Annotated in this window: 24 protein-coding genes; 10 read left to right on the top strand and 14 right to left on the bottom strand. The window is 71.0% G+C overall.

Annotated features, from left to right (window positions below):
- Positions 1 to 55 precede the first annotated feature (55 nt).
- Complete coding sequence (locus N3K63_RS12500; protein ID WP_261580506.1) at positions 56 to 343, top strand: WXG100 family type VII secretion target; 288 nt, start codon at positions 56 to 58, stop codon at positions 341 to 343.
- Positions 344 to 436: 93 nt separating this feature from the next.
- Here N3K63_RS12500 and groL read toward each other — a convergent pair whose 3' ends face one another.
- From groL to N3K63_RS12480, 4 genes are all read right to left on the bottom strand, one after another.
- Complete coding sequence (groL, locus tag N3K63_RS12495) at positions 437 to 2,056, bottom strand: chaperonin GroEL (protein ID WP_261580505.1); 1,620 nt, start codon at positions 2,054 to 2,056, stop codon at positions 437 to 439.
- A gap of 148 nt (positions 2,057 to 2,204) precedes the next feature.
- A complete protein-coding gene (locus N3K63_RS12490) occupies positions 2,205 to 2,405 on the bottom strand; it encodes a cold-shock protein (protein WP_261580504.1) in 201 nt (66 codons plus the stop codon).
- Positions 2,406 to 2,538: 133 nt separating this feature from the next.
- On the bottom strand, positions 2,539 to 3,126 hold the full coding sequence (locus tag N3K63_RS12485) for a LytR C-terminal domain-containing protein (protein ID WP_261580503.1): 588 nt from the start codon (positions 3,124 to 3,126) through the stop codon (positions 2,539 to 2,541).
- Positions 3,127 to 3,135: 9 nt separating this feature from the next.
- Positions 3,136 to 3,396, bottom strand: coding sequence for a DUF3263 domain-containing protein (locus tag N3K63_RS12480; protein WP_261580502.1), 261 nt, complete (start codon positions 3,394 to 3,396; stop codon positions 3,136 to 3,138).
- A gap of 78 nt (positions 3,397 to 3,474) precedes the next feature.
- Here N3K63_RS12480 and msrB point away from each other — a divergent pair, with 78 nt between their 5' ends.
- A complete protein-coding gene (gene msrB / locus N3K63_RS12475; RefSeq protein ID WP_261580501.1) occupies positions 3,475 to 3,906 on the top strand; it encodes a peptide-methionine (R)-S-oxide reductase MsrB in 432 nt (143 codons plus the stop codon).
- Positions 3,903 to 4,526: a nitroreductase family protein gene (locus N3K63_RS12470; protein WP_261580500.1), complete on the top strand. Its 624-nt coding sequence runs from the start codon at positions 3,903 to 3,905 to the stop codon at positions 4,524 to 4,526. The genes msrB and N3K63_RS12470 overlap by 4 nt, the downstream gene beginning before the upstream one ends.
- A 4-nt stretch (positions 4,527 to 4,530) precedes the next feature.
- Here N3K63_RS12470 and N3K63_RS12465 read toward each other — a convergent pair whose 3' ends face one another.
- Together N3K63_RS12465 and N3K63_RS12460 are read right to left on the bottom strand one after the other, a co-directional pair.
- Positions 4,531 to 5,451, bottom strand: coding sequence for a DMT family transporter (locus N3K63_RS12465; RefSeq protein ID WP_261580581.1), 921 nt, complete (start codon positions 5,449 to 5,451; stop codon positions 4,531 to 4,533).
- Between the two features lie 42 nt (positions 5,452 to 5,493).
- Positions 5,494 to 6,639, bottom strand: a complete 1,146-nt coding sequence (locus N3K63_RS12460; protein ID WP_261580499.1) for a DUF998 domain-containing protein — start codon at positions 6,637 to 6,639, stop codon at positions 5,494 to 5,496.
- Positions 6,640 to 6,761: 122 nt separating this feature from the next.
- On the opposite strand from N3K63_RS12460, the gene N3K63_RS12455 reads away from it, so the two are divergent.
- Positions 6,762 to 7,376 carry a GNAT family N-acetyltransferase gene (locus N3K63_RS12455; protein WP_261580498.1) on the top strand — a complete coding sequence of 205 codons (615 nt, stop codon included), beginning with the start codon at positions 6,762 to 6,764 and terminating at the stop codon, positions 7,374 to 7,376.
- 15 nt (positions 7,377 to 7,391) lie between these two features.
- Here the strand turns inward: N3K63_RS12455 and N3K63_RS12450 are convergent, their stop codons facing one another.
- The 7 genes from N3K63_RS12450 to N3K63_RS12420 form a co-directional block, all read right to left on the bottom strand.
- Positions 7,392 to 7,901: a hypothetical protein gene (locus tag N3K63_RS12450; RefSeq protein WP_261580497.1), complete on the bottom strand. Its 510-nt coding sequence runs from the start codon at positions 7,899 to 7,901 to the stop codon at positions 7,392 to 7,394.
- Positions 7,898 to 10,621 (bottom strand): cation-translocating P-type ATPase, encoded by a 2,724-nt coding sequence (locus tag N3K63_RS12445; protein ID WP_261580496.1) that lies wholly within the window; start codon positions 10,619 to 10,621, stop codon positions 7,898 to 7,900. The genes N3K63_RS12450 and N3K63_RS12445 overlap by 4 nt, the downstream gene beginning before the upstream one ends.
- 84 nt (positions 10,622 to 10,705) lie before the next feature.
- Positions 10,706 to 11,779, bottom strand: coding sequence for a DUF998 domain-containing protein (locus N3K63_RS12440; protein WP_261580495.1), 1,074 nt, complete (start codon positions 11,777 to 11,779; stop codon positions 10,706 to 10,708).
- Positions 11,780 to 11,803: 24 nt separating this feature from the next.
- Positions 11,804 to 12,148 carry an SHOCT domain-containing protein gene (locus N3K63_RS12435; protein WP_261580494.1) on the bottom strand — a complete coding sequence of 115 codons (345 nt, stop codon included), beginning with the start codon at positions 12,146 to 12,148 and terminating at the stop codon, positions 11,804 to 11,806.
- Between the two features lies 1 nt (position 12,149).
- On the bottom strand, positions 12,150 to 12,581 hold the full coding sequence (locus N3K63_RS12430; RefSeq protein WP_261580493.1) for a DUF6325 family protein: 432 nt from the start codon (positions 12,579 to 12,581) through the stop codon (positions 12,150 to 12,152).
- Between the two features lie 21 nt (positions 12,582 to 12,602).
- On the bottom strand, positions 12,603 to 12,983 hold the full coding sequence (locus N3K63_RS12425; protein WP_261580492.1) for an SHOCT domain-containing protein: 381 nt from the start codon (positions 12,981 to 12,983) through the stop codon (positions 12,603 to 12,605).
- 99 nt (positions 12,984 to 13,082) lie between these two features.
- Positions 13,083 to 13,301: a hypothetical protein gene (locus N3K63_RS12420; protein WP_261580491.1), complete on the bottom strand. Its 219-nt coding sequence runs from the start codon at positions 13,299 to 13,301 to the stop codon at positions 13,083 to 13,085.
- A gap of 214 nt (positions 13,302 to 13,515) precedes the next feature.
- Between N3K63_RS12420 and N3K63_RS12415 the strand changes: the two genes are divergently transcribed.
- The 3 genes from N3K63_RS12415 (at position 13,516) to N3K63_RS12405 (ending at position 17,886) form a co-directional block, all read left to right on the top strand.
- Entirely contained in the window at positions 13,516 to 16,026 is a 2,511-nt protein-coding gene (locus N3K63_RS12415) for a LuxR C-terminal-related transcriptional regulator (protein WP_261580490.1), read from the top strand.
- Between the two features lie 145 nt (positions 16,027 to 16,171).
- Positions 16,172 to 16,705, top strand: coding sequence for a hypothetical protein (locus tag N3K63_RS12410; protein ID WP_261580489.1), 534 nt, complete (start codon positions 16,172 to 16,174; stop codon positions 16,703 to 16,705).
- A 44-nt stretch (positions 16,706 to 16,749) separates the two neighbouring features.
- Entirely contained in the window at positions 16,750 to 17,886 is a 1,137-nt protein-coding gene (locus tag N3K63_RS12405) for a M24 family metallopeptidase (protein ID WP_261580488.1), read from the top strand.
- 3 nt (positions 17,887 to 17,889) lie between these two features.
- On the opposite strand, the gene N3K63_RS12400 is transcribed toward N3K63_RS12405, so the two are convergent.
- Positions 17,890 to 19,617, bottom strand: a complete 1,728-nt coding sequence (locus N3K63_RS12400; protein ID WP_261580487.1) for a threonine/serine exporter family protein — start codon at positions 19,615 to 19,617, stop codon at positions 17,890 to 17,892.
- Between the two features lie 381 nt (positions 19,618 to 19,998).
- Between N3K63_RS12400 and N3K63_RS12395 the strand changes: the two genes are divergently transcribed.
- From N3K63_RS12395 to N3K63_RS12385, 3 genes are read left to right on the top strand one after another with little or no spacing between them, the layout of a single operon-like run.
- Entirely contained in the window at positions 19,999 to 21,471 is a 1,473-nt protein-coding gene (locus N3K63_RS12395) for an APC family permease (protein WP_261580486.1), read from the top strand.
- Positions 21,468 to 21,905: a hypothetical protein gene (locus tag N3K63_RS12390; protein WP_261580485.1), complete on the top strand. Its 438-nt coding sequence runs from the start codon at positions 21,468 to 21,470 to the stop codon at positions 21,903 to 21,905. Before N3K63_RS12395 ends, N3K63_RS12390 begins: the two co-directional genes overlap by 4 nt.
- A complete protein-coding gene (locus N3K63_RS12385) occupies positions 21,902 to 23,254 on the top strand; it encodes a dipeptidase (protein ID WP_261580484.1) in 1,353 nt (450 codons plus the stop codon). The genes N3K63_RS12390 and N3K63_RS12385 overlap by 4 nt, the downstream gene beginning before the upstream one ends.
- The last annotated feature ends 21 nt before the right edge of the window (positions 23,255 to 23,275 follow it).

The raw sequence follows: 23,275 nt of genomic DNA, 5'->3' as shown, positions 1-23,275 counted from the left end.
GGCGGATGCCGCGGGGCGGCCTACCGTGGGGCGCACCCTCTCGAAAGGAGCCCTCATGGCCGTCTTCTCCGTCGACAGCGACCAGGTCATGGTCGCCACGGCCGGCATCCGCGCCACCGGCGACCGGCTGCAGGCCGACACCGCCGCGATGCTCGCCCAGCTCACGCAGCTGCAGGGCAGCTGGACCGGTACCGCCTCGGTGGCCTTCCAGGGCGTGGTGGAGCGCTGGCGCGCCGCCCAGCGCGACCTCGACGCCGCCCTGGCCGATATCGGCGCGGCCCTCGGCCACGTCGGCGCGCAATACGCGCAGACCGAGCTGACCGCGGCCGGTCTGTTCCGCTGACGCGGCGGCTTCCCCCGGACACGGCCGCCATCACCCGCAAGAAACGGGGAAGGGCCCCTCCGAAGAGGGGCCCTTCCGTGGATCGCTGCGGACTCAGAAGTCCATGCCACCCGTCGGGTCGCCGGCGGGCGCGGCGGCCTTCTCGGGCTTGTCGGCGACGACCGCCTCGGTGGTGAGGAACAGGCCCGCGATCGACGCGGCGTTCTGCAGCGCCGAACGGGTGACCTTGGCCGGGTCGATGATGCCCTGTGCGAACAGGTCACCGTACTCGCCGGTCGCGGCGTTCAGGCCGTGACCGATGGGCAGCTCCGAGACCTTGTTGGCCACGACGCCGGGCTCGAGGCCCGCGTTGAGGGCGATCTGCTTGAGCGGGGCCTCGATCGCGACGCGCACGATGTTGGCACCGGTCGCCTCGTCACCGGTCAGCTCCAGGGCGCCGAGCGCCTTCGAGCCGGCCTGAATGAGGGCCACGCCACCACCGGCGACGATGCCCTCTTCGACGGCAGCCTTCGCGTTGCGGACGGCGTCCTCGATGCGGTGCTTGCGCTCCTTGAGCTCGACCTCGGTGGCCGCGCCCGCCTTGATGACGGCCACGCCGCCGGCGAGCTTCGCGAGGCGCTCCTGGAGCTTCTCGCGGTCGTAGTCGCTGTCGGTGTTGTCGATCTCGCGCTTGATCTGGGTCACGCGACCCTCGATCTGCGTGGCGTCGCCGGCACCCTCGACGATGGTGGTCTCGTCCTTGGTGATGATGACCTTGCGGGCACGACCGAGCAGGTCGAGCGTCGCGTTCTCGAGCTTGAGGCCGACCTCTTCGGTGACGACCTGGCCACCGGTGAGGATCGCGATGTCCTGCAGCTGCGCCTTGCGACGGTCGCCGAAGCCGGGGGCCTTGACGGCAGCCGACTTGAAGATGCCGCGGATCTTGTTGAGCACGAGGGTCGCGAGAGCCTCACCCTCGACGTCCTCGGCGATGATGACGAGCTCCTTGCCGTCCTGGATCACCTTGTCGACGATCGGCAGAAGGTCCTTGATGTTGGAGATCTTCTGGTTCGCGATCAGGATGTAGGGGTCTTCGAAGACCGCTTCCTGACGCTCCGGGTCGGTGACGAAGTAGGGGTTCAGGTAGCCCTTGTCGAAGCGCATGCCCTCGGTGAGCTCGAGCTCGGTGCCGAAGGTGTTCGACTCCTCGACGGTGACGACGCCTTCCTTGCCCACCTTATCGATGGCCTCGGCGATCAGCGCGCCGATCTCGGGGTCGGCGGCGGAGATGGATGCCGTGGCGGCGATCTCCTCCTTGGTCTCGACCTCCTTGGCCGAGGCGAGCAGCTCGTCGGAGATGGCCTTGACGGCCTTCTCGATGCCCTTCTTCAGCGAGATGGGGTCGGCGCCGGCCGCGACGTTGCGCAGGCCCTCGCGCACGAGCGCCTGAGCGAGCACCGTGGCGGTCGTGGTGCCGTCACCGGCGACGTCGTCGGTCTTCTTGGCGACCTCCTTGACGAGCTCCGCGCCGATCTTCTCGAACGGGTCGTCGAGCTCGATCTCCTTGGCGATCGAGACACCGTCGTTCGTGATGGTGGGAGCGCCCCACTTCTTCTCGAGCACGACGTTGCGGCCGCGGGGGCCCAGGGTCACCTTGACGGCGTCGGCGAGGATGTTCAGGCCGCGCTCGAGGCCGCGGCGGGCCTCCTCGTCGAAAGCGATGATCTTAGCCATATGTGTGTCGTCCCTCCCGGACGTAGACGATGGTCTTTAGCACTCAGCAAGATGGAGTGCTAAGCCATTCTGGCACTCGACCCTGGAGAGTGCAAGCCGCCGGGGAGGGCACGACACACAGCGCCACAGGCGCTGACGAGCGGGGCGCTCAGAGGGGGCGGACGGACTCCGCCTGCGGGCCCTTCTGGCCCGTTCCGACGGTGAACTCCACCGCCTGTCCCTCTTCGAGCACGCGGAATCCCGACATGTCGATGTTGGAGTAGTGGACGAAGACGTCCTCGCCGTCGGAGACGGTGATGAAGCCGAATCCCTTCTCGGCGTTGAACCATTTGACGGTGCCCTGGGCCATGTGAATCTCCTGATGCTGCGGCGGAACGTGGCAATGCTAACCACGGCCGGAGCGGCGGATTCGCCGATGCCGCAAGTGTTGACACACGCGCACCGAAGTGTTCACACGCGTGAAACACGCGGCATCCGATGCGTCAGGGAGTGACGCCCTCGCCCGCCCAGTCGGCGCCGATCACGACGACCAGCTGCTTGGCCTGGCTCTCGTCGACGTCGCCGGTGTTCGGGTCGTCGGCGGGGACGTAGGCCTCGCTCTGCTCGGTGCGCGCACCGCCGAGCACCTCGGCGACCCCGAGGGCGGCCGCCTGGTCGGCGTCGTTGGAGTAGTAGACGGTCGTGTGGGCGAAATCCTGCGACCCGGCCTCCCCCGCGGTGACGTCACCGGCCGCCCAGCCGGCACCGACCAGCTGCTCGCGCACCTGTCCGGCCAGGCCGTCGCGCGTGGTGGCGTTGAGCACGAGCACGGGGTACGACGGGTCGACGACGGGGTCGACGTTCGGCGAGGGCGCGACGCTGACCGCCGGCGACGGGGCCAGGGCGATCTTGCCGGTGGCCAGGAGCGTGCCCACGATGCCCGCGGTCACCAGCACGACGATCGAGACGATCGTCCAGACCAAGACGACGCCCGCGCGGATGCGGGGGTTCTCGGCGCGGTGCGCCCCGACACGGGCGGAGTCGGCGGGAAGGTCGTCGAAGCGGTCCGGTGCGGCGGGGGTGTGGGGCACCCGAGAATGCTACCGGCCGGAGATGAGCGCCTGCTCGACGCCGGATGCCACGGCGCTGCGGCGCACGTCGCGTCGGCGTCGCAGCCGGTGCACGAGCAGCGGGTCGTGGGCGAGGGCGTCGGCGTCGTCGAGCAGCCGGGTGAGCAGCTGGTAGTACCGCGCCGGGGTGAGACCGAGCTCGGTGCGCACCGCCTCCTCCTTGGCCGCGCCGTGCCGATCCCAGCGCGCCTCGAAGTCGAGGATCGTCAGATCGCGCGCGGAGAGGGCCATCCGTCCACGCTACGTCGCACACGGGCAGGAACAGCGAGCGGCGCGCTGATGTTGAATGGGATCAGGAGGGACATCCCCATGACATATCGAGTGAACAAGACCGACCAGCAGTGGCGCGAGGAGCTCAGCCCGGAGCAGTACGCGGTGCTGCGCCAGGCCGGCACCGAGCGCGCCTGGACCGGTGAGCTGCTGGACGAGAGCCGCGCGGGCCTGTACACCTGTGCCGCGTGCGGGGCGGAGCTGTTCCGCTCCGGCACCAAGTTCGACTCGCACTGCGGGTGGCCGAGCTTCTACGAGTCGGTGCGTCCCGAGGCCGTCGAGCTGATCGACGACCGCAGCCACGGCATGCAGCGCACCGAAGTGCGGTGCGCGGCGTGCGGTTCGCACCTGGGCCACGTCTTCCCCGACGGGTTCGGCACGCCCACCGGCGACCGCTACTGCATGAACTCGCTGTCGCTGTCGTTCGCGCCCGAGGGCGCCGAGGCCACCCCGGCCGAGACGGACGCATGACGGGCGCCTTCGAGGCCGTCCGCGACCGCCGCTCCTGGTCGAAGGTCACCGACGAGGCCCCCAGCACTGACGAGCTCGCAGAGTTCGTCAGTGCCGCGGGGCGGGTGGCCGACCATTCGTCGCTGCGCCCCTGGCGTCTCATCGAGCTGCGCGGCGCCGACCGCCGGCGGCTGGGCGAGGCCATCGCCAAGGCGGAGGGCGACAAGAAGCCATCCACGAAGCCGCTGCGGGCGCCGCTGCTGATCGCGGTGGTGGCGAGCTACCGCAAGAGCAAGGTGCCGCACTGGGAGCAGGAGGCCGTGGCATCCGGTGTCGCCCACATGCTGAGCCTGCTGCTCGACGATGCCGGCTGGGGCGTGTTCTGGCGCACCGGCGAGGCGACCCGCTCGAAGGCGGTGGCGAAGCTCCACAGCCTGGGCAAGGACGAGGCGCTGCTGGGGTGGCTGTACGTCGGCGGCAAGCCGGTGCGCTCCCGCCCGAGCCGGCGCAAGCCCGTCGACGCGGGAAAGCACCTCAGCCGCCTGCCCGCCGCCGAGGGCAAGAAGAAGCAGAAGAAGAAGGACAAGGGCGGCAAGAAGCATCAGGGCGGCGCGCACGCCGGCGGCGACATCGCGCTGTAAGCGCTCAGCGCCGGCGCGGCGCGGTGGCCACGACCACCGAGGCGAGCGCGATCCCGATGGTGATCAGCTGCAGCACCCACCCGGGTGAGGCGGGCGCCGGCCACAGCGCGTCGAGCACGAAGGCCGTGACGAGCTGCCCGACGACGGTGCCCAGGCCCAGCAGCAGCACGCCGGTATGCATCACGAGCGCCGCCGACAAGAAGATGTAGGTCACCCCGATCACCCCGCCGAGGTACACCCACGGCTGCGTCGGCAGGGCAGCCGGCATCCCCGAGACGGCCACGCTCACCGCGGCCAGCACGACGAGGATGCCGGTGCCGCCGATGAAGTTCACGAGGGTCGCCGTGAGGGGCGTGCCGACCCGCTGACGCAGGCGACCGTTGGTGGCCTGCTGCCAGGCGATGCCGGCGCCCGCGGCGAACGGGAGCAGCAGCATCCACAGCGGCACGCGCTCGAGCGCGCCGCCCTGCAGCGACACCACCACCGCCCCGAGGGCGAGGGCCCCGCCGATCACGCGCGGCACGGTGACGGCCACCACGCCGGCCGGGCCGTAGCCGATGCGATCGAGAACGAGCCCGTGCAGGGTCTGCCCGGCCACGACGCCGACGGTGAACAGCGAGACGCCGATCACCGCGACGGCGAGCCCCTGGGTGGCCACCGTCAGCGCACCGGCGGCGCCGCCGCCCAGCATCCACCACGGGATGCGGCGCTCCCGCACGCCCGCCGACAGCTGCGCGAACCCGCGCCGCCCGGCCGGGAGCACCGTCGACAGCACGATCAGCGCAATCAGTCCCGAGCCGAACGAGATCGCCGCGGCGACGAAGCCGTCGCCGAGCATGCCGCCGAGCTGACCGTTGATGCGCGCCTGCAGCGCCGTGAGCACGCCGACCAGCACGGCGCCGCCGACGGCCAACCACACCGGCATCCGCGCGGCTTCGGAGATGCGGGGGTGGGACACCCGTCGAGCTTACGGCCGGCGGGCGAGCTCTCTGCGGTGCGGGCGCGGGGCGACCGTGCGGCGCACGCGCGGGCGGGCGCGGTCCACGCGCACGGCACGGGTGGCGCGACCGGCCGACACGCGGCGCGGCGCCATCGATATGGGGCGGACCGGCGCGATGCGGCGCGGCGCGGCGTGACGCACCGCGATGACCGGCGTCTGCGGCACCGCGATGACCGGCTCCGGCGCGGCGGGCTGCGAAGCGCCGACGCGGGCCAGGGCGTGCGCGTGGAGGCGGCTGTGGGCGGCGACCGACACCGTCACCAGCCACAGGAAGAACAGTGCGAACATCACGAGCTCGAACAGCGCCAGGTTGATGATCTCGAGCACGTGCAGGGTGATGCCCACGACCAGCCCGGTGGAGCAGATGCGGGTGACCAGGCGCGGCCGGCGGCCGAGGCCCTTCAGCATCCACGGCGCGGTGATCATCATGCCGGCGAACGCCAGGGCGAGCGTGGCCGCCGAGATGTCGTGCACGACCTTGTTGGCGTACTCGGTGAACAGCCCCACCGACACGATGCCGACGCTGGCCAGCATGCACAGGGCGGGCACCACCACGGCCGCCGCCGGCCGCGCGCCGCGCCGCGACAGGCGCGCCAGGTCGAGCCACAGCCGCGTGGCGAACAGCCCCGACACGATGCCCGACACGATCAGGCCGCCGTTGAAGGCGAGCGACGACAGGTCGTCGAACACGCCCAGTCGGCTGAAGGCATGCATCCACCAGAACCGGTCGCGCGTGGTGAGCGCCGACAGCGAGACGGCCGAAGCCAGCACGGTCATGGCCAGCATGATGAGGCGCACCGGGGTGACCACCGAGGCCAGCGACCGCGCCGTGTACTCCACGGCGTGGCTGCCGTCGCTGAGGGTGAGCAGGCGCACCGTGCGCAGCCAGGGGCTGAGAACGGCCGGATGCCGGTGCCGCACGACACCCAGTCCGGGGAGCACCACGCCGTCGGGGCGCAGCCGCGCGCCGTCGAACGCGACGATCGGCGCAGCGGCATGCACACGCTGTTCCGGCGTCAGTCGCACCGCCACGGTCACCCGTCGCCACGCGTTGCCGTTGTGTGCGAGCGACTGCCCCAGCCGCCCCCACCCCATCCCCACACCCAGAGTCATGAGCGAAGATTACCGATCTTCCCTACCCCGCGCCTGCACGTGTGCCGCACGCGGCATGGGTGGGGGTCTACAGCGTGCGGCGACCGCGGAGCATACTGGGGCCACCGACGGGAGGAGGCGCCATGGCGGAGGCGACCGCGCGGCACGTGATCAAGCCGCTGACGACCGCGACCTTCCCCGCGTGGCTGGCGCTCGCGCAGAAGCACAACGGCGTGTGGGGCGGATGCTATTGCTCCTACTTCCACGGCGACACCGCGCACACCGTGAAGAGCGAGTACGACGGCCCCACATTCAAGCAGCGCCTGGTGGCCGAGGGCGTGGCCCATGCCGCGCTCGTGTTCGACGGCGACGACGCGATCGCGTGGTGCGAGTACGGGTCGCCGCTCGAGCTGCCCGGCATCTACCACCGCAAGCAGTACGACGCCGGCGAGACCCGGCCCGCCCCGTGGCGGATCACCTGCTTCTTCGTCGATCGCGACCACCGTCGCTCCGGCGTCGCACGCGAGGCGCTCGACGGGGCGCTCGCGCTGATCGCCCAGGCCGGTGGCGGGGAGGTGGTCTCGTTCCCCAACGAGCTCGTCCCCGGCACGCGCACGTCGTCGTCGTTCCTCCACAACGGCACGCGCGCCATGTTCGAGAAGGCGGGGTTCACCTTCGAACGGCACATCGGCAAGAGCAAGACGGTGATGCGCACGACCGTCGCGGCGAACGCGGGCGGCGGCGTCGACCGGACGTGAACCGGCGCCCACCGGTCAATGCGAGACCAGCCCCTTCAACAGGGTCAGTGCGCCGCCGAAGCACGCGGCGATGAGCGCGCCGAGGATCCGCGCCGTCCAGTGCGAGCTCCACCGGGCCACCGCGACCCAGCCGAGCCCGGCGAGGAGCACCGTGTTCGCGATCAACGCCGTCCACAGTGCGGTGTCGTCGGCGAGCGCCTGCGTCGTGCCGAGCACGAGGATCGTCAGCGGCACGACACTGGCCGCGAGCAGGCCCGACGACTGCAGCGCCGCAGCGCCCAGGCTGGCACGCAGCCCCGAGGCGCCGGCGGTCTCGGCCAGGCGGGAGAGCGTGCCGGCGTACACGTGGGCCGCAAAGAAGATGACCACCGTGATCGCCACGGTGACCAGCGCATCGATCGCCGTCCCCACCGTCGTCCCGCTCACCACGATCATTCCGGAGATCAGGATGAGGCCGTAGATGGCCTCCTCCGTCATCAGGATCCTGACCAGGCGGGGCGTCTCCTGCTGCGGATCGACGGTCACCGTCGGGCGCCGCCTCTGCTGCGCCTGCGCAGCCGCGCGCGGCGCAGCCACTTCTCGAGCTCGATCAGCACCGGCACGAGGAGGGCCAGTCCCAGGCACACGAGCCACTGTCCTCCGTCGAGCGAGGTCGTGCCGATGAGTCGCTGCATGAAGTCGACCTCGACCGCAGCGACCGTCAGCGCGAGCGGGATCGACAGCCACTTGACGGCGACGATTAGCGGTCCGCTCAGCCCCGACTCGGGATCGCGGCGCATCACCAGGCCGCCGAAGATCGACCCCAGCGCACACACGACGAACGCCATCGTGACGGGCGCGTTCGGCGCGGTGGAGCTCAGCAGGTCGGGGTAGATCAGCAGCGGCACCAGCGTGGTGAGGAAGATGAGACCGCCGTAGACGAACCACAGCGTCACCGCGCCCCGATTGGCGATGGTCACCTTCGGATCGCGCGGCGGCTTGAGCATGATGCCATCCGACACGGGGTCGAGCAGGATCACGATCACCGGGAAGATCGAGACGAAGAAGTTGAGGAACAGCACCATGATCGGCGTGAGCGGCACGCCGTCGTTGATCGCGAAGATGCTGGCGACGAGGAACAGCAGGACGAGCGAGAACAGCTGCGCCATCTGGTAGCGCACGTAGCTGACGATCTTGTCGTAGATGGAGCGCCCGAGCCGCACCGCCGTGACGAGCGTGCCGAAGTTGTCGTCGACGAGGATCATCTTGCCCGCCTGCTTGGTGACCTCGCTGCCCGACCCCATCGCCACGCCGATGTCGGCCTGCTTGAGGGCGGCGGCGTCGTTGACCGCGTCGCCGGTCATCGCGACCACCGCGCCCTGCTCCTGCATGATGCGGGCCAGGCGCAGCTTGTCTTCGGGCGTCACCCGCCCGAACACGTGGAGGCCCGGCAACGCGGCAGCCAGCTGCTCGTCGGTCATCGCCTGGATCTCCGCGCCGCTGGCGGCGCCGGAGCCGAGCCCCAGCTTCTTGCCGATCGCGGCGGCGGTGATCGCGTGGTCGCCGGTGATCATCCGCACGACGATCCCCGCCTCCTGCGCGATCCTGACCGCTTCGGCCGACGACGGCCGCAACGGGTCGATGATCCCCACGAGCCCCACGAGGGTGAGGTCGCGCACGGCGCTCATCGGGTCGGCGGGAAGCGCCTCTCCGGGGGCGAAGCGGCGCACCGCGAAGGCGAGCACCCGCAGCCCCCGCTCGGACAGCGACCGGTTCGCATCCAGCACGGTCTGCCGAAGCTCCTCGATCGGCGCCGTTCCCGTCGGCGTCGCCACAGCCGAGCACCTGTCGAGCACGACATCCGGCCCGCCCTTCACCAGCCCCACGACGCGGGACTGCCCGCCGGTCTCGCCCGGCAGCTCATGGAAGGTCGCCATGAACTTGTACGCCGAGTCGAACGGCACCTCCGCGGTGCGCGGATGCTGCGTGCGTGTGAGCGCGGCATCGGCGCCCATCTTGGCGGCGAGCACCACCAGAGCCGCCTCGGTGGGGTCGCCGATCACCGCGCCCTCGTCGGAGACCGTCGCGTCGTTGCAGAGCGTGAGCCCGAGCGCGAGCTGGCTGAAATCGGGGTTCGGCCGCCCCGCCGCGTGCAGGATCTCCCCCGACTTCTCGTAGCCGGTGCCGCCGACGGTGAACCACTCGCCGTCGAAGTACAGCGACTCGACCGTCATCTCGTTCATCGTGAGCGTGCCGGTCTTGTCGGAGTTGATCGCGCTGGTCGCCCCCAGGGTCTCGACGTCGGTGAGGTTCTTGACGACGGCCTTGTGCTCGGCCAGCTGCCGCGAGCCGTAGGAGAGCATGGCCTGCACGAACGAGGGCATGCCGGTGGGGATCGCCGAGATCGCCATCGAGATGCCGAGCAGGATGACCGATGCGATCGCCTGCCCGCGCAGCAGCCCGGTGACCACGATCACCGCGACCGCGCCCCAGGCGATCCAGCCGAGCACGCCGGTGAGGGCGTCGAGCTCGCGCTGCAGCGGAGATTTCGCGGGCCGGATCGCCGAGAGCATCGATGCGATCTCGCCCATCTGGGTGTCCATGCCGGTCGCGACGACGACCACCGAGGCGGTGCCGCGGGTGGCCTGGGTGTTCTGGAACACCATGTTGGTGCGGTCGCCGAGCGTCGTGTCGGCCTTGTCGATCACGGCGGCGTCTTTCGCGATCGGCGCGCTCTCCCCCGTGAGCGCCGCCTCCTGCGTCTCGAGGGTGGCCGAGCGGATGATGCGCGCATCCGCCGGCACGATGTCGCCCGCCTCGAGCGCGACGATGTCGCCCGGAACGAGGGTGGTGGCATCCACCTGTTCCAGGATGCCGTCGCGCACGACCCGCGCCTGCGGGATCTGCATCTTCGCGAGGGCGTCGACCGATGCCTTCGCCTTGAGCTCCTGCCGCGCCCCGAGCACCACGTTGAGCACCACGAGGGCGCCGATCAGGATGCCGACGCTGACCTGGTTGATGAACAGGCTGATCACCGCGACGGCGACGAGCATGACGTTCATGGGGTCAGCCAGCTGGGCCAGCGAGACCTGCCAGACCGAGGGCGACGGCTCGGCTGCGATCGCGTTCGGCCCGTGCTCGGCCAGGCGACGTTCAGCCTCGGCCCGCGTCAATCCGGTGCTCGGATCGGTGCCGAGTTCGGCGATGACACTGCCGGCGTCTTGCGTGTGCCAGGGGTGGGCAGGGGTGTCGACGATCGTGCTCATGGCCAGACGGTACTCGGCGCGCACTCACCCGAGAGGGGTGATCTTGACCCCCGCTCCCCGCCCCGCCGCGCGGTGTCGGGGGTCTCAGTCGGTTCTGCCGGCGACCCCGAGGAAGCGGATGAAGACGGCGATCCAGCCGAAGATGAGCGCGAAGACGATGATCTCGAACGCGGTGAGCGAGAAGTACCCGACGGCGAACAGCACGACCGATGCCAGCAGCCCCGCCAAGAACGTCCACGAGGCGACGAAGTACGTCCGCGGCATCCCGGCGAGCAGCTTCGGCCCGCCGATCAGCAGCACGAGGAACATCGCCGCCATGCCGGATGCCGAGACGTTGTGCAGCAGCAGATTGACGTCGACGGGGAACACGCCGACGCAGGCGAGCATGATGCCCATGATCGCGAACAGCCGGGAGACGATCGCCGGCTCGCGCGGGTCGGGAAGCACCCCGGCCGCCACGAGCGCGGTGAGCTCGTTCTCGATGTACACGGCGAACGTCGTGACGAGCAGTCCGCCGGCGATGAGGGTGGCGTTGAAGACCCAACTCGACAGCTCGTCGAAGGTGCCGAGCTGGCTGAAGTGCACCCGCCACCAGTCGGGGTCGGGTGTGGTGACCATCGCGGTGAGGGTGCCGGCGACGATGAAGGCCATCAGCAGCGACGAGGTGCGCTGCGTGGACATGCTCGAGGCCGACAGGTACACCAGATAGGTCGTGATGCCCAGGGTCACCGCCATCAGCACGACCGCCCAGAACCGGATCACCGGCAGGCCGATGAAGCCCAGCGCCAGCAGCCGATAGAGCGCGTAGGTGCCCAGGAAGGCCAGGGCGGTGTGCACGATGACGACCGAGATCGTGTTGATCGTGAACTTCCAGGCCGGAAGCGTGCGCCGCCACTCCTGCCCCGGATCGCCGCGGGCGCGCCAGTAGCCCGTCGTCGCGGCGATCGCGGCCACGACGGCGGCCCCCGCCGCCGCCCACACCCCGAAGGGGTCCTCGTTCGCGAGGCCCAGCGACCCCGCCACCAGCGAGACGATCCACCCGTACACGGCGCCGATCACGCCGGCGCCGAGGGCGGCGTACACCGCCTCCGACTCGGCCCGCGGACTCTGGGCGGCCACAGCCTCCACCGGCGGCACCGCCGGTTCCGGCGCGTTCATGGCATCAGGACGACGGGACGACCGTCAGGACAGGAGCTTCGCCTTGGCCGACGCGAACTCGTCGTCGGACAGGATGCCCTGCGTGTGGAGGGTCGCGAGCTGGGTCAGCTGCGCCATGAGGTCGGAGCCGCCGCCGGGCGCCGGCGCGGGTGGCGCCGCCGCCTGCGCGTTGGCCACGGCCTGCGCCGCGGAGGCGTCCATCGCGGCCTGCTGCTGCTGCGCCTCCCACGCGAGCTGTTCGGACTGCTGGTCGGCGCGGTCCTGCTGGCGGCGGGCCACCCGCCCCGAGACCGCCGTGGCGGTACCGGCCACCACCGCCGTGCGCGCGGCCATGCCGAGCAGGCCCGGCCGTCCTCCTCTGCGAAGCATGTCAGTCTCCTTCTGGTTCGTCGTGGGCTGCCAGAAACGCGTTCACGAGCGGGGCGGGCACGCCCTCGCGTGCGATCACCGCACCGCCGGCGTCATAGAGCGCCGCCGCGAACTTCTTGGCCCACAGCAGCTCGACGGCGAGGATGGCCGCCGACGATCCGGGCGGCAGGTTCTCGGCGAGCGCCTCGACGTCGTCGTGCCCGGTGAGGCCGATGAGATCCAGCGCGGGCGCCCCACCGTCGTCGGTGGTGTCGCTCAGCTCGACGACGCTCAGCTCGCCGTCGGCCGCGCGGGTGGCGAACACGAGGTCGAGCAGGTTCACCGTGCCCGACTCCACCAGGTCGTCGATCGCCTGCAGCACGCCCGGGCCCGGCCTGTCGCCGTCGAAGCCGATCGCGTAGAACTCGATCGGACCGTAGTCGAATGTCGTCATCGTCGTGTTCCCTTCCTCGGTTCAGCCGGCGAGAACGCGCGACTTGAGCGTGTCGAACTCGGCCGGCGAGATGGCGCCGGCGTCGAGCAGCCCCTTCGCCTTGGCGATCTCCTCGGCCGGTGAAGCGGTGGAGGCCGTGGCGCGGATGTAGGCGACCTGCTCGGCCTGCATGGCCCGCGCCCGCTCCATCGAGCGTTCCCGCATCTTCGGCCCGCGCGCGATGAGGTACACCAGCGCCGTCAACAGCGGGAGGAACACCAGCAGGATGATCCACAGCGCCTTGACCCAGCCGTTCATGGAGTCGTCACGGAAGATGTCGCCGATGATCGAGAAGACCACCATCAGGCAGGAGACGAACACGAAGATCCAGAAGAACCATGCGATCCAGGCCCAGATGTCCATACGAACCACCCATCGTCGGGGGCGTACCAGTCGATCGCCCGTGTGACGAAAAGCTACGAGGACCCCCACGCCCGCCACGTCACCCGGTGGGGGTGAGAATCACCGCGGGTCGGCCGCCACGGGGTTCACCGAGATGACGTCGATGTGCATCTCGTCGAACATCGCGAGGATGCCGAGCATCTGCGACTGGTCGAGCACCGCACCCACGACGCGCGTGCGGCCGAGCAGGTGGTGTGACACCGAGAACCCGTCGAGGGCGGCGATGAGATCAGGGCCGATCCGCCCCCGCACGACGAACTCGATCTCCTGGCTGTCCATCGGCAACCTCCCGCCGTCGTCGCGTGGGTCGAGGTCTGCGATCGACCTGTCTGACGCATCGTGCTCCGCCCCTCTCGCGGCGGCGTCACCCGTGTGGGATGATTCGCCCACGCAGGCATCCACAACGAGGGCAGAGCAGACCATGGCCTTACCTCGCCAGGTTCCACAGCACGCCGTCGACAGACCAGCCCTTCGCAGCCAGCTTGATCGCGGATTGGACTGCCCACTGTCGCTGGTCGTCGCGCCCGCCGGTTCGGGCAAGACGGTGCTGCTCAGCCAGTGGGCGCACGCCCGCCCCGACGTGGCCGTGGCATGGTTCGACATCACCGCGGCTGACGCCCCCGCGGCCTCGTTCGCCCGGCGCCTGGTCGAGCAGATCGCCGCGGTGGCGCCCGACTTCCAGCCGCCGGCGGCGGCGGCCAAGCTCGCCGACCAGCGGCTCGGCGAGCCGTTCCTCGAGAGCCTGGCGGCGGGCATGGCGGGCGCCGGCACGATCGTGCTGGTGTTCGACGATCTCGACAGGCTCCCCGGCGGCGCCCTGCTGACCGATCTGTGGCGGCTCGTCGACCTGCTGCCACCCAACGCGCACGCGATCTTCGCATCGCGGGTCGACCTCAAGCTGGGGTGGAGCCGGCACCGGCTGCAGCACGGTCTCGTCGAGATCCGCCAGCGCGAACTGGCGTTCGACCGCGAGACGACAGCGCAGGTGCTCGCGGCGATCACCGGCCGCCCGGTCGACGACGACCTCGCCGCCGCGGTCACCGCGCGCACCGAGGGGTGGGCCGCGGGGGTGCAGCTGACCGCACTGCGCCTGCGGTCGGTCGACGACCCGGGCGAACTCGTCGCCGCGATCACCGACAGCGACCGCCTCATCGTCGACTACCTGAGCGAAGAGGTGCTGGATGCGATGGACCCCGGGCGCCGGGAGGCGCTCATGGTGCTCGCCGTGCTCGACGAGGTCTCGGCAGGCCTGATCACGGCGGTCGCGCACACCCCGGGTGCCGAGTTCCTCGCGCGCCTGGAACGCGACTCGCTGTTCCTCGTGCCCGTCACCGGACGGGCCGGCTGGTTCCGACTGCACCGGCTCTTCCGGAACCTGCTGCTCTACCGCCTGCGCGCCTCGGATGACCATGCGGAGGCGCGCATCCTCGAAGCCGCCGCCGACTGGCATCTCGAAGAAGGCGACCTCGACGCCGCCGTGGAGTGCCTGCAGCGCGCCCACAAGTGGGAGCGCGTGATGGATGCGATGCTCAGCACCGGCCGCGAGGTCTACGAGGAGATGCGCACCACGACGGTCGCCCACTGGCTCTCCCTCGTGCCGCCGGAGGTGCTCGCCACCCGTCCCGACGCCGAGCTGCTCATGGCCATCGCCCAGGGGATGGGCGGCAATGCCGCGCGCTCGGCGGACGCCTTCGAGAAGGTGCTCTCCCACGCGGACCTCTGCGACGGACACCGCCAGGTGGCGCTGGCGTACGCGGCGGCGGGGGTGCAGTTCGAGCCGCGCCCCGAGGTGTTCCTCGAGGCGTCGCGTCAGGCGCTGGCCGCATTGGAACAGCACCCCGACGCGGTGCTGCCCGACCTGATGGGCCTCACCTCCCGTGCGATGCTCCTGCTCATCAGCCGGCTCTCGCTCGGGCGTGCGCTGCTGATGCTCGGGCAGCTCGACGAGGCCCACGACGCCCTCGTCGACGCGCACGACGCGGGCAGCCTGTCGTATCCGCCCTATCGGGTGCAGGCGCTGGGCAGCCTCGCGCTGGTCGAGGCCCTCACCGGGCGCCTGGGTGCGGCATCCGACCACGCCGACGAAGCCCTCGAGGCCGCGCAAGAGGTGGGGCTGCTCTCCCATCCCGCTCCGGCCGACGCATACCTTGCACGCGCCGTGATGGCGATCCAGCGCGGCGACCCGGAGGCCGGTGCGATCGCCCTCACCGAAGGCCGCATCCGCGCCGCGTCGAACCACCGCACCCAGCTGCTGTGGTTCGCCCACCTCGCCGCTCAGCTGATCGAACCCGGCGACGCGGCGCCCGCCGCCGGGCCGACGGGGCCGCCGCCGCCGTTCGTGCGACAGGCGCTGACCGCGCTGGTGCTGCGCCGTTCGCGTCTGCGCGGCACCCCCAGCGCGCCGCCGAGACCCGCGTCGTCATGGTCGCCGCTCGCGTTCGAGGAGATCGCCTCGCTGCTGGCCTCGCGCGACCTGGTGGCAGCCCAGGGCCGGCTGGCCCACTTCGGGGCCCGCGGCAGGGCGCGCAGCCCCCTCACCACGGTCGAGTTCGCCCTGCTCGCGGGCTGGGAGAGCTCGCTGGAGGGGCACCGCGTGCAGTCGCAGGAGCACGTCGCGGCGGCACTGGCGGTGGCAGAGCCCGAGGGTCTCGTGCACCCGTTCGTGCGCGTCGGGCCGCACGTGCTCGATCTGCTCGACCGGGTGCCCGGGCGGCGGTCGGAGTTCGTGCGACGGGTGGAGGATCGCCTGCGCGCCGACACGTCGCCACGGACGGCCAGCCCCTTCGACGACCTGACGCCCCGCGAGCGGGAGCTGTTCGCCTACCTGCCCAGCAGGCTCACGATCCCCGACATCGCGGCACGCTGCTTCGTGTCGACGAATACGGTGAAGACCCACCTGGGCCACATCTACGGCAAGCTCGGCGTGCGCGGGCGCGACGAGGCGATCGAGCGCGCCGTCGAAGCGGGGCTGATCGACCCACGGGACTTCTCCCGCATCTCCTGATGCGGCGCGCACGGCGGCGCACGGCAGAAGTCACCTGCATCGGATGATGCCGACGCGCGGAAGGCGATTCTAGGCTCCGCGTGACCGGCCATTCCGGCGCGGCGAGTCGACGACGACGCCGCTCACGACCACAAGGAGTCAGATCATGGCGGACAAGACCTATGTCGCGGTGGCAGCGCAGTACCCGAGCGAGGAGAGCGCCGTCGCCGACTTCGACGCGATCCGCGCGCACTACAAGGACGACGACCGGCACGACCATGCGCCGCTGGACGCCGCGGTGATCGCCCGCGACTTCGAGGGCAAGCTCACCATCGTGCGCCGCGACGACGGCAACAAGAGCCACGGGGCACGCAAGGGCCTGGCGGTAGGGCTCGCGAGCGGGCTGGCCGTCGCCCTGTTCCCCGCCGTCGCCCTCGGCGGCGCGCTGCTGGTGGCCGGGGGGTCGGGGGCCGGCATCGGGGCCATCGCCGGTCACATCGGCCGCAAGACCCCGACGAAGGACCTCGAGGCGATCAGCGAGACGCTGCACGCGGGCAGCGCCGGCATCGTGTTCGTCATCGATCCCGCCGACACCGCCGAGCTGGAGACGCTGTTGGGCAACGCGACGGCGGTCACGCAACGCGATCTCTCCGTCGACGACAGCGAGCTCGACGACGAGGTCGACGGAGCGTACGAATAGGCCACCACGCCGAGCGGGGGCGGCCTCGAGGGGAAGAGGATGCGATGACCGAGCCGACGACGCCCGTCGCACCGCCCCCGTTCACTGCGGCCGACTACGCCGCCCGCCGTGAACGCGCAGCCCGGTCGGCGGAGGCGGCCGGGCTGGCGGGGCTTGTGCTGACCCCGGGGCCCGACCTGCTCTACCTCACCGGCTACGCCCCGGTGGCGATCACCGAGCGGCTCACCATGCTGGTGGTGCCCGTCGGCGGCGAGGCCACCATGGTCGTGCCGCGACTCGAACTCCCCGACGCGCAGGAGGCCCCGGGGGCCGCCGCCGTCGGACTCGTCGACTGGACCGACGGCAGCGACCCGTATGCGGCGACGGCGCGGCTGCTGCAGCCCGGCCGGTACGCGCTGTCGGACTCGGCATGGGCGATGCACCTGCTCGGTCTGCAGGCGCACCTCCCCGCGACGACGTACGCCGCGATGACCACGGCGCTGCCGATGCTGCGCGCGGTGAAGGACGAGCACGAGATCCAGCGGCTGACCGCGGCGGGCGCGTCGGCCGATGCCGCCTACGCCGAGATCCTCGGGGTGCGCTTCGCCGGCCGCAGCGAGACCGAGGTCGGCTCCGACCTGGCGGACCTGCTGCGGCGGTTCGGGCACTCCCAGGTCGACTTCACGGTGGTCGGCTCGGGCCCCAACGGGGCCAACCCGCACCATGAGATGGGCGATCGGGTCATCCGGGACGGCGACATGGTGGTCTTGGACTTCGGCGGCCTGCAGCACGGCTACGGCTCCGACACCACCCGCACGGTGCATGTCGGCGAGCCCACGGCCGAAGAGCGGGCCGTGCACGACGTCGTGCGCGACGCGCAGCAGGCGGGGTTCGCGGCGGTGCGCCCGGGTGCGCCGTGCGAGACCGTCGACCGCGCCGCGCGCGCGGTGATCACCGCCGCCGGGTACGGCGAGTACTTCATCCATCGCGTCGGTCACGGGATCGGGCTCACGACCCACGAACCGCCCTACATGGTCGAGGGCGAGCACCAGCAGTTGGAGCCCGGCATGTGCTTCTCCATCGAGCCCGGCGTCTACCTTCCGGGCCGGTTCGGTGTGCGCATCGAAGACATCGTGACCGTGACGCCCGACGGCGGGAGGCGCCTCAACCGCACGTCGCGCGAGATGGCGATCGTCGCGTAGGCGCTACGCCCCGGCATCCGATCCCCGGATCAGCTCGTCGGCGTCGACGGGGTCGTCGCCGCTCGCAGAGCCGCACAACGTGCCGGCGATCGCGAGGCCCACGAGCACTCCCAGCGCGATGGCGATCATGGTCGCGACGGTGGTGATGATCGTGCTCGTGGCATCCAGGTCACCCTCGAGCACGCCGGCCACGCCGACGAGCCCCAGGGCACCCGGGACGAGCAGCCAGAACGCCGGCAGGAAGCTCGCGATGGCCGGGGGGCCGGTGCGCTCCCGGGCGATGACGACGGCGACGGGGGTCATCACGGCCGCGCCGACGAGGGCCGACAGCACCCCGTCGAAGAACACGTCGGCGACCACCTGCGCGCCGTACGCCACATAGAGCACCACGAGGATCCACCCCACCGACGAGCGCCGGGCGCACTGATAGACGGTGATGCCGATGCCGAAGACCGCGACCGCGATCCACGGCGCCACCGGGCCGAGCGGATTCAGCTGCAAAGGGTCTCGGGCGGGGATCCCGATCAGCGCGGATGCCGCGACGATCCCGGTCGCCAGCAGCAGCAGCCGCATCGCGCCGGCGGCGGCTCGGGCGGCGCCCGACATGATCTGGCCGGTGGCCAGCTCGATGACCGCGATCGTCAGCAACCCGCCGGGGAGCAGGATGACCAGCGGGGCGACCATCGCCGGCAGCACACCCGGATCGACCGTGTGTGCCACCAGCAGCACCGCGAGGGCGACGCCGAGCGACACCGACACGACCACCAGCGCCTGCGACCCCGCCGCGACGCGCTCGGTGGTCAGCAGCACCACCCCGACCGCGACGCCGAGGACACCCGCCACCAGCACCCCCAGCCACGACGCGCCGAGCAGCACGCTCAGCGCGGCCGAGAGCAGGCCCGAGGCGCCGATGCGCTGCGCGCGGGAGAACGGTGGCGGCGCATCGGCGACCCGAGCGGCCTGCCGGCCGACCCACGGCGCTGCTCCCGGGCGTCGCCGGGCGACCGCCACGATGTGGTCGACCATGTCGATCTGATACAGCAGATACGACGACTCCCCCGCCGCCACGGCCCGCGTCTGCGCCCCGTCGTCGTCGGCCGCCGACACGAGGATAGAGGTGGGGAAGACCACCGCCTGCACCGTCGGTCTGCCGCTGGCCGTGGCCAGGTCGCCGAGGGCATCGTGGATGAGGCCGACCGGATAGCCGCTGTCGATCATGGCCGTGCCGAGCGTGGCCATCGAGTCCAGCAGCACCGGGGTCGGCACCGGCTGCGCCGTCGGCGGCATCGCCGGCGCCGACGGCGGGCGGCGGCGCACGAGCCACCAGAGGAAGATCGCCCCGGCCAGCAGCACGCCGACGGCGATGAACAGGGCCGTCGGCGAGATGGCCGACGTCGCGATCGCCGGGGGCACCGCCGGCACCGCGACCACCGTCGCCGTCGCTGTCGGGGTCGCGGTGGGCGTGGGCGATGCCGACCTCGCCGGCGTCGGCGTGGGCGTGGGGGTCACCGGCAGGGTCGGCACCGGCTCGGCCGTCGGGGTGACCGGGGGCGTCGGCACCACCGCGCCCGTCGGGCTGGGCGTCGGCGACGGGTCGGCCGACGGATCCGCGCCCAGCGGCGCGCTCAGTTGGTCGCCCAGGGGCCCGCTGAGAGGGCCGCTGAGGGCGCCGGAGAGGGCGACGAGCACCACGGCGAGACCGATCAGTCGCCCCGCTGCTGGCTGCCACACGCGCGATGCCTCCCACCCGCCGGATCATGTCGTCGCTGACATGGTGACGCGCCGCGGGTCGGCGGCCATCACCCCCGCCGAGTGATTCGTGCCGCGCCCCGCATCGGCGTGCGGCCCGGAAACGGGGGCGTGTCGGATCTCATTCGATCCGGGTGATGCCCACGCTGGGCGGCGGTTCTAGAAATGCGATCAAGGCGCGCCAGAACTCTCCATCCCACCGCCCGGCCCTTCGTCGCAGTCCGACACCGGGTCGTCGACGGAATCGGCGCCGTTCAAAGGAGTAACGATGTGCATCGCAGTCATCACTCTCCGGGCGGGTGCGCCGCGCACCGCCCTCACGACCGGCCGACACGGTCAGGCCTCCTCTGACGGGGTGCAGTCGTGAGCGCGGGCGGATCGGCCGCCACGCCCCTCGCGCCGACCCGGGCGAAGGTGCCCAAGGCCGTCTTCATCTCGTGGGTCGCCCTCGCACTGATGACGACGAGCTCCGTGGCGAGCCTGCGGCCGGCGCCCACCATGGCCGTCTACGGCCTGGCATCCGTCTTCCTCTACATCGTTCCGGCGATCGTCTTCCTGCTGCCGACCTCGCTGGTGGCCGCGGAGCTCGCCTCGGGCTGGAAGGGCGGCGTCTACAAGTGGGTGGCGGCCGGCATCTCCAAGCCGATGGGCTTCCTCGCGGTGTGGTGCCAGTTCGCGATGACGATCTTCTACTACCCGACCCTGCTCGGGTTCGTGGCGAGCACGCTCGCCTACGTGATCAATCCGGCCCTGGCCAGCAACGGCGTCTGGACGGCGCTGGTGATCGTCGTCTGCTACTGGTCGGGCGTGTTCATCTCGTCCCGCGGGACCAAGGCGGTCGCCGGGCTTGCCAGCGGCGGCCTGATCATCGGCACGCTGATCCCGGGAGCGATCCTGATCCTGCTGGGGGCGGTCTTCCTCGGCCAGGGCAACCCGTCGGCGGCCCCGATGACGGCCGACAACCTGCTGCCGCAGTGGGCGGGCCTGGCGAGCCTGGTGCTGATCGTGAACAACTTCCTCTCGTACAGCGGGATGGAGATGAACGCGGTGCACGTGTCGTCGATGCGCAATCCGAGCAGGGACTTCCCGAAGGCGATGTTCCTGTCGATGGGACTGGTGCTGCTGATCTTCATCCTCCCGGCGCTGGCGATCAGCTGGATCGTGCCGGCCGACGAGCTCTCGCTCACCGCGGGCGTGATGCAGGCCTTCGACATGGTGCTCGCGACGTTCGGGTGGCAGTGGCTGACGCCGATCATCGGCATCATGCTGGTCTCCGCATCCCTCGCCGGAATGCTGACCTGGCTCGCGGGACCCTCGCGCGGCCTGCTGCTCATCTCCCGCGAAGAGGGCTACCTGCCCCCGTTCCTGCAGAAGATGAACAAGCAGGGCATCCAGCAGAACCTGCTCGTCACGCAGGGTGTCGTCACGACCGTGATCGCCCTCGGCTACGCCCTCATCCCCGACGTGTCCAGCGCCTACTGGATCTTCTCGGTGATCACCACGCAGGTGTACCTGATCATGTACCTGCTGATGTTCGTCGCGGCGGTGCGACTGCGCAAGCATCAGCCGGACCATCCGCGGGGCTTTCGCGCACCGATGCTGGTCGCCCTGTGCGGCGTGGGCTTCACCGCCTCGCTCATGGCGCTGCTGGTCGGCTTCATCCCGCCGTCGCAGTTCGGCGGCGGCAACCCGATCGTCTACTTCTTCATCGTCGCCGGCGGGGCGCTCGGGCTCGGACTGCTCGTGCCGTTCCTGTTCTACAAGTTCCGCAAGCCCTCGTGGAAGCAGCCCGCGAACGCGCCGGCAGACGAATCCGACTCGGAGGTGTCGTCATGAGCGAATCGCAGCCGCAGAGCGGTCGGGAACGCTCCGTCATCTACATCGTCGTGATCGTCGTGGTCGTCGTGCTCACGGTGATCGCCCTGTTCACCTTCCGCACGAATCGTCAGAACGAGGCGGCCGACGAGAAGGCCCTCGAGCTCGTGCAGGCGATGGATGCCGTCGGCATGGCCGCCCCGTCGCCCGACCAGATCGCCCGGGTGCTGGGCGAGGACGGCGGGATCGTCTGCGAGAACCCGAACGGCGCCCTCACCCGCGGTCTCGTGCTCAGCGAGCTGATGAACGGTGCGGCCGGTCCCGGCCGACGCCCGGTCATCGTCGAAGACCGCGTCTTGAAGAGCCAGCTGCTCATCATCGGCGTCTACTGCCCCGACGAGTTCCCGAACTACGAGAAGTTCCTCGACGAGCTCGGGTCGGTGAACCGCACATGAGCGCGGATCTGCGCGAACGCAGCCATGCGCTGATGGGCACCGTGCGCGACGAGCTCACCGAGCTCATCGCCCTGCGATCGGTCGCCGACCCCCGGCAGTTCCCGCCGGAGGGCTGCGAAAGGGCCGCCGCGTGGGTGCGCGACAAGTTCCTCGCGGAGGGGTTCGACGACGTGCGGCTGGAACTCACCCCCGACGGCAGTCAGGCCGTCGTCGGCTCCCGGCCGTGCGCCGATCCGGCCGCCCCGACAGTGCTGCTCTATGCGCACTACGACGTGCAGCCACCCCTCGACGACGCCGCCTGGCGCACGCCGCCGTTCGAGCTGCACGAGGTGGACGGGCGCTGGTACGGCCGGGGCGCGGCCGACTGCAAGGGCAACATCCTCATGCACCTGGTCGCCCTCCGCAGCCTCGGGGCGGACATCCCCGTCAACCTCCGGCTGGTCGTGGAAGGTTCGGAGGAAGCGGGGACCGGCGGGTTGGAGGCCCTGGTCGCGGCGCGGCCCGACCTGTTCCGCGCCGACGCGATCCTGGTGTGCGACACCGGCAACGCCGCCGTCGGCAAGCCGGCCGCGACCATCAGCCTGCGCGGCATGGTCAACGTCATCGTCACGGTCGAATCGCTCACCTCAGAGATCCACTCCGGGATGTTCGGCGGCCCGGTGCCCGATGCGCTCGCCGCGCTCGTGAAGATCCTCGCCTCGCTGCGCGACGACGCCGGCAACACCGTCGTCGACGGGCTCGATCGCACCGGCACGTGGACCGGCGAGAGCTACCCGCCCGACCAGTTCCGCGCCGACGCCGCGCTGCTCGAGGGCGTCGAGCTCATCGGCGACGGCAGCGTGTCGGACATGCTGTGGGCACGCCCGGCGCTGACCGTGCTCGGGCTCGACGCGGCGCCGGTGCTGGGCTCGACTGCGGCGCTGCTCCCCCGCACCGCCGCGCGCCTGAACCTGCGCATCCCCCCGGGGACCGACCCCGAGGCCGCGCGCGACGCCCTGGTGGCGCACCTCGTGGCGGCGGCGCCCTGGGGCGTGCGCGTGAGCGTCGAGACCGAGGCGATGGGCGCGCCCTTCCTCGCAGACAGCACGGGCCCCGCCTACCGGGCGTTCACCTGGGCGATGGGCGAGGCCTTCGGCGTGCCGATGACCACGCTCGGCCAGGGCGGCTCGATTCCGCTGTGCAACGTGTTCGCCGACCTCTATCCGCAGGCCGAGATCATCCTGATGGGTGTCGAAGAGCCGCTCGCGCTCATCCACGCCCCGAACGAAAGCGTCGATCCCCACGAGATCGAACGGTGCGCACTCGCCGAGGCGTACTTCTTCCAGCGCTACGCGGCGCTCCGGCCGTGAGCCCTTCGGAAAGAGAGAGTG

Origin of the sequence: Microbacterium festucae (genome assembly GCF_025421715.1) — a bacterium.
Classification (GTDB): Bacteria; Actinomycetota; Actinomycetes; order Actinomycetales; family Microbacteriaceae; genus Microbacterium; species Microbacterium festucae.
Note: the sequence above shows the minus strand (reverse complement) of the source record. Positions and strands in the feature narration are given on the sequence as shown.

What these genes read in the sequence shown, in the direction of transcription:
- N3K63_RS12500 (WP_261580506.1), top strand. Translation starts at nt 56, where the DNA reads ATGGCCGTCTTCTCCGTCGACAGCGACCAGGTCATGGTCGCCACGGCC.
- N3K63_RS12425 (WP_261580492.1), bottom strand. Translation starts at nt 12,983, where the DNA reads ATGGACATCTGGGCCTGGATCGCATGGTTCTTCTGGATCTTCGTGTTC.
- N3K63_RS12430 (WP_261580493.1), bottom strand. Translation starts at nt 12,581, where the DNA reads ATGACGACATTCGACTACGGTCCGATCGAGTTCTACGCGATCGGCTTC.
- msrB (WP_261580501.1), top strand. Translation starts at nt 3,475, where the DNA reads ATGACATATCGAGTGAACAAGACCGACCAGCAGTGGCGCGAGGAGCTC.
- N3K63_RS12405 (WP_261580488.1), top strand. Translation starts at nt 16,750, where the DNA reads ATGACCGAGCCGACGACGCCCGTCGCACCGCCCCCGTTCACTGCGGCC.
- N3K63_RS12410 (WP_261580489.1), top strand. Translation starts at nt 16,172, where the DNA reads ATGGCGGACAAGACCTATGTCGCGGTGGCAGCGCAGTACCCGAGCGAG.
- N3K63_RS12465 (WP_261580581.1), bottom strand. Translation starts at nt 5,451, where the DNA reads ATGCCGGTGTGGTTGGCCGTCGGCGGCGCCGTGCTGGTCGGCGTGCTC.
- N3K63_RS12385 (WP_261580484.1), top strand. Translation starts at nt 21,902, where the DNA reads ATGAGCGCGGATCTGCGCGAACGCAGCCATGCGCTGATGGGCACCGTG.
- N3K63_RS12455 (WP_261580498.1), top strand. Translation starts at nt 6,762, where the DNA reads ATGGCGGAGGCGACCGCGCGGCACGTGATCAAGCCGCTGACGACCGCG.
- N3K63_RS12490 (WP_261580504.1), bottom strand. Translation starts at nt 2,405, where the DNA reads ATGGCCCAGGGCACCGTCAAATGGTTCAACGCCGAGAAGGGATTCGGC.
- N3K63_RS12440 (WP_261580495.1), bottom strand. Translation starts at nt 11,779, where the DNA reads ATGAACGCGCCGGAACCGGCGGTGCCGCCGGTGGAGGCTGTGGCCGCC.
- N3K63_RS12445 (WP_261580496.1), bottom strand. Translation starts at nt 10,621, where the DNA reads ATGAGCACGATCGTCGACACCCCTGCCCACCCCTGGCACACGCAAGAC.
- N3K63_RS12470 (WP_261580500.1), top strand. Translation starts at nt 3,903, where the DNA reads ATGACGGGCGCCTTCGAGGCCGTCCGCGACCGCCGCTCCTGGTCGAAG.
- N3K63_RS12420 (WP_261580491.1), bottom strand. Translation starts at nt 13,301, where the DNA reads ATGGACAGCCAGGAGATCGAGTTCGTCGTGCGGGGGCGGATCGGCCCT.
- N3K63_RS12460 (WP_261580499.1), bottom strand. Translation starts at nt 6,639, where the DNA reads ATGACTCTGGGTGTGGGGATGGGGTGGGGGCGGCTGGGGCAGTCGCTC.
- N3K63_RS12390 (WP_261580485.1), top strand. Translation starts at nt 21,468, where the DNA reads ATGAGCGAATCGCAGCCGCAGAGCGGTCGGGAACGCTCCGTCATCTAC.
- N3K63_RS12435 (WP_261580494.1), bottom strand. Translation starts at nt 12,148, where the DNA reads ATGCTTCGCAGAGGAGGACGGCCGGGCCTGCTCGGCATGGCCGCGCGC.
- groL (WP_261580505.1), bottom strand. Translation starts at nt 2,056, where the DNA reads ATGGCTAAGATCATCGCTTTCGACGAGGAGGCCCGCCGCGGCCTCGAG.
- N3K63_RS12480 (WP_261580502.1), bottom strand. Translation starts at nt 3,396, where the DNA reads ATGGCCCTCTCCGCGCGCGATCTGACGATCCTCGACTTCGAGGCGCGC.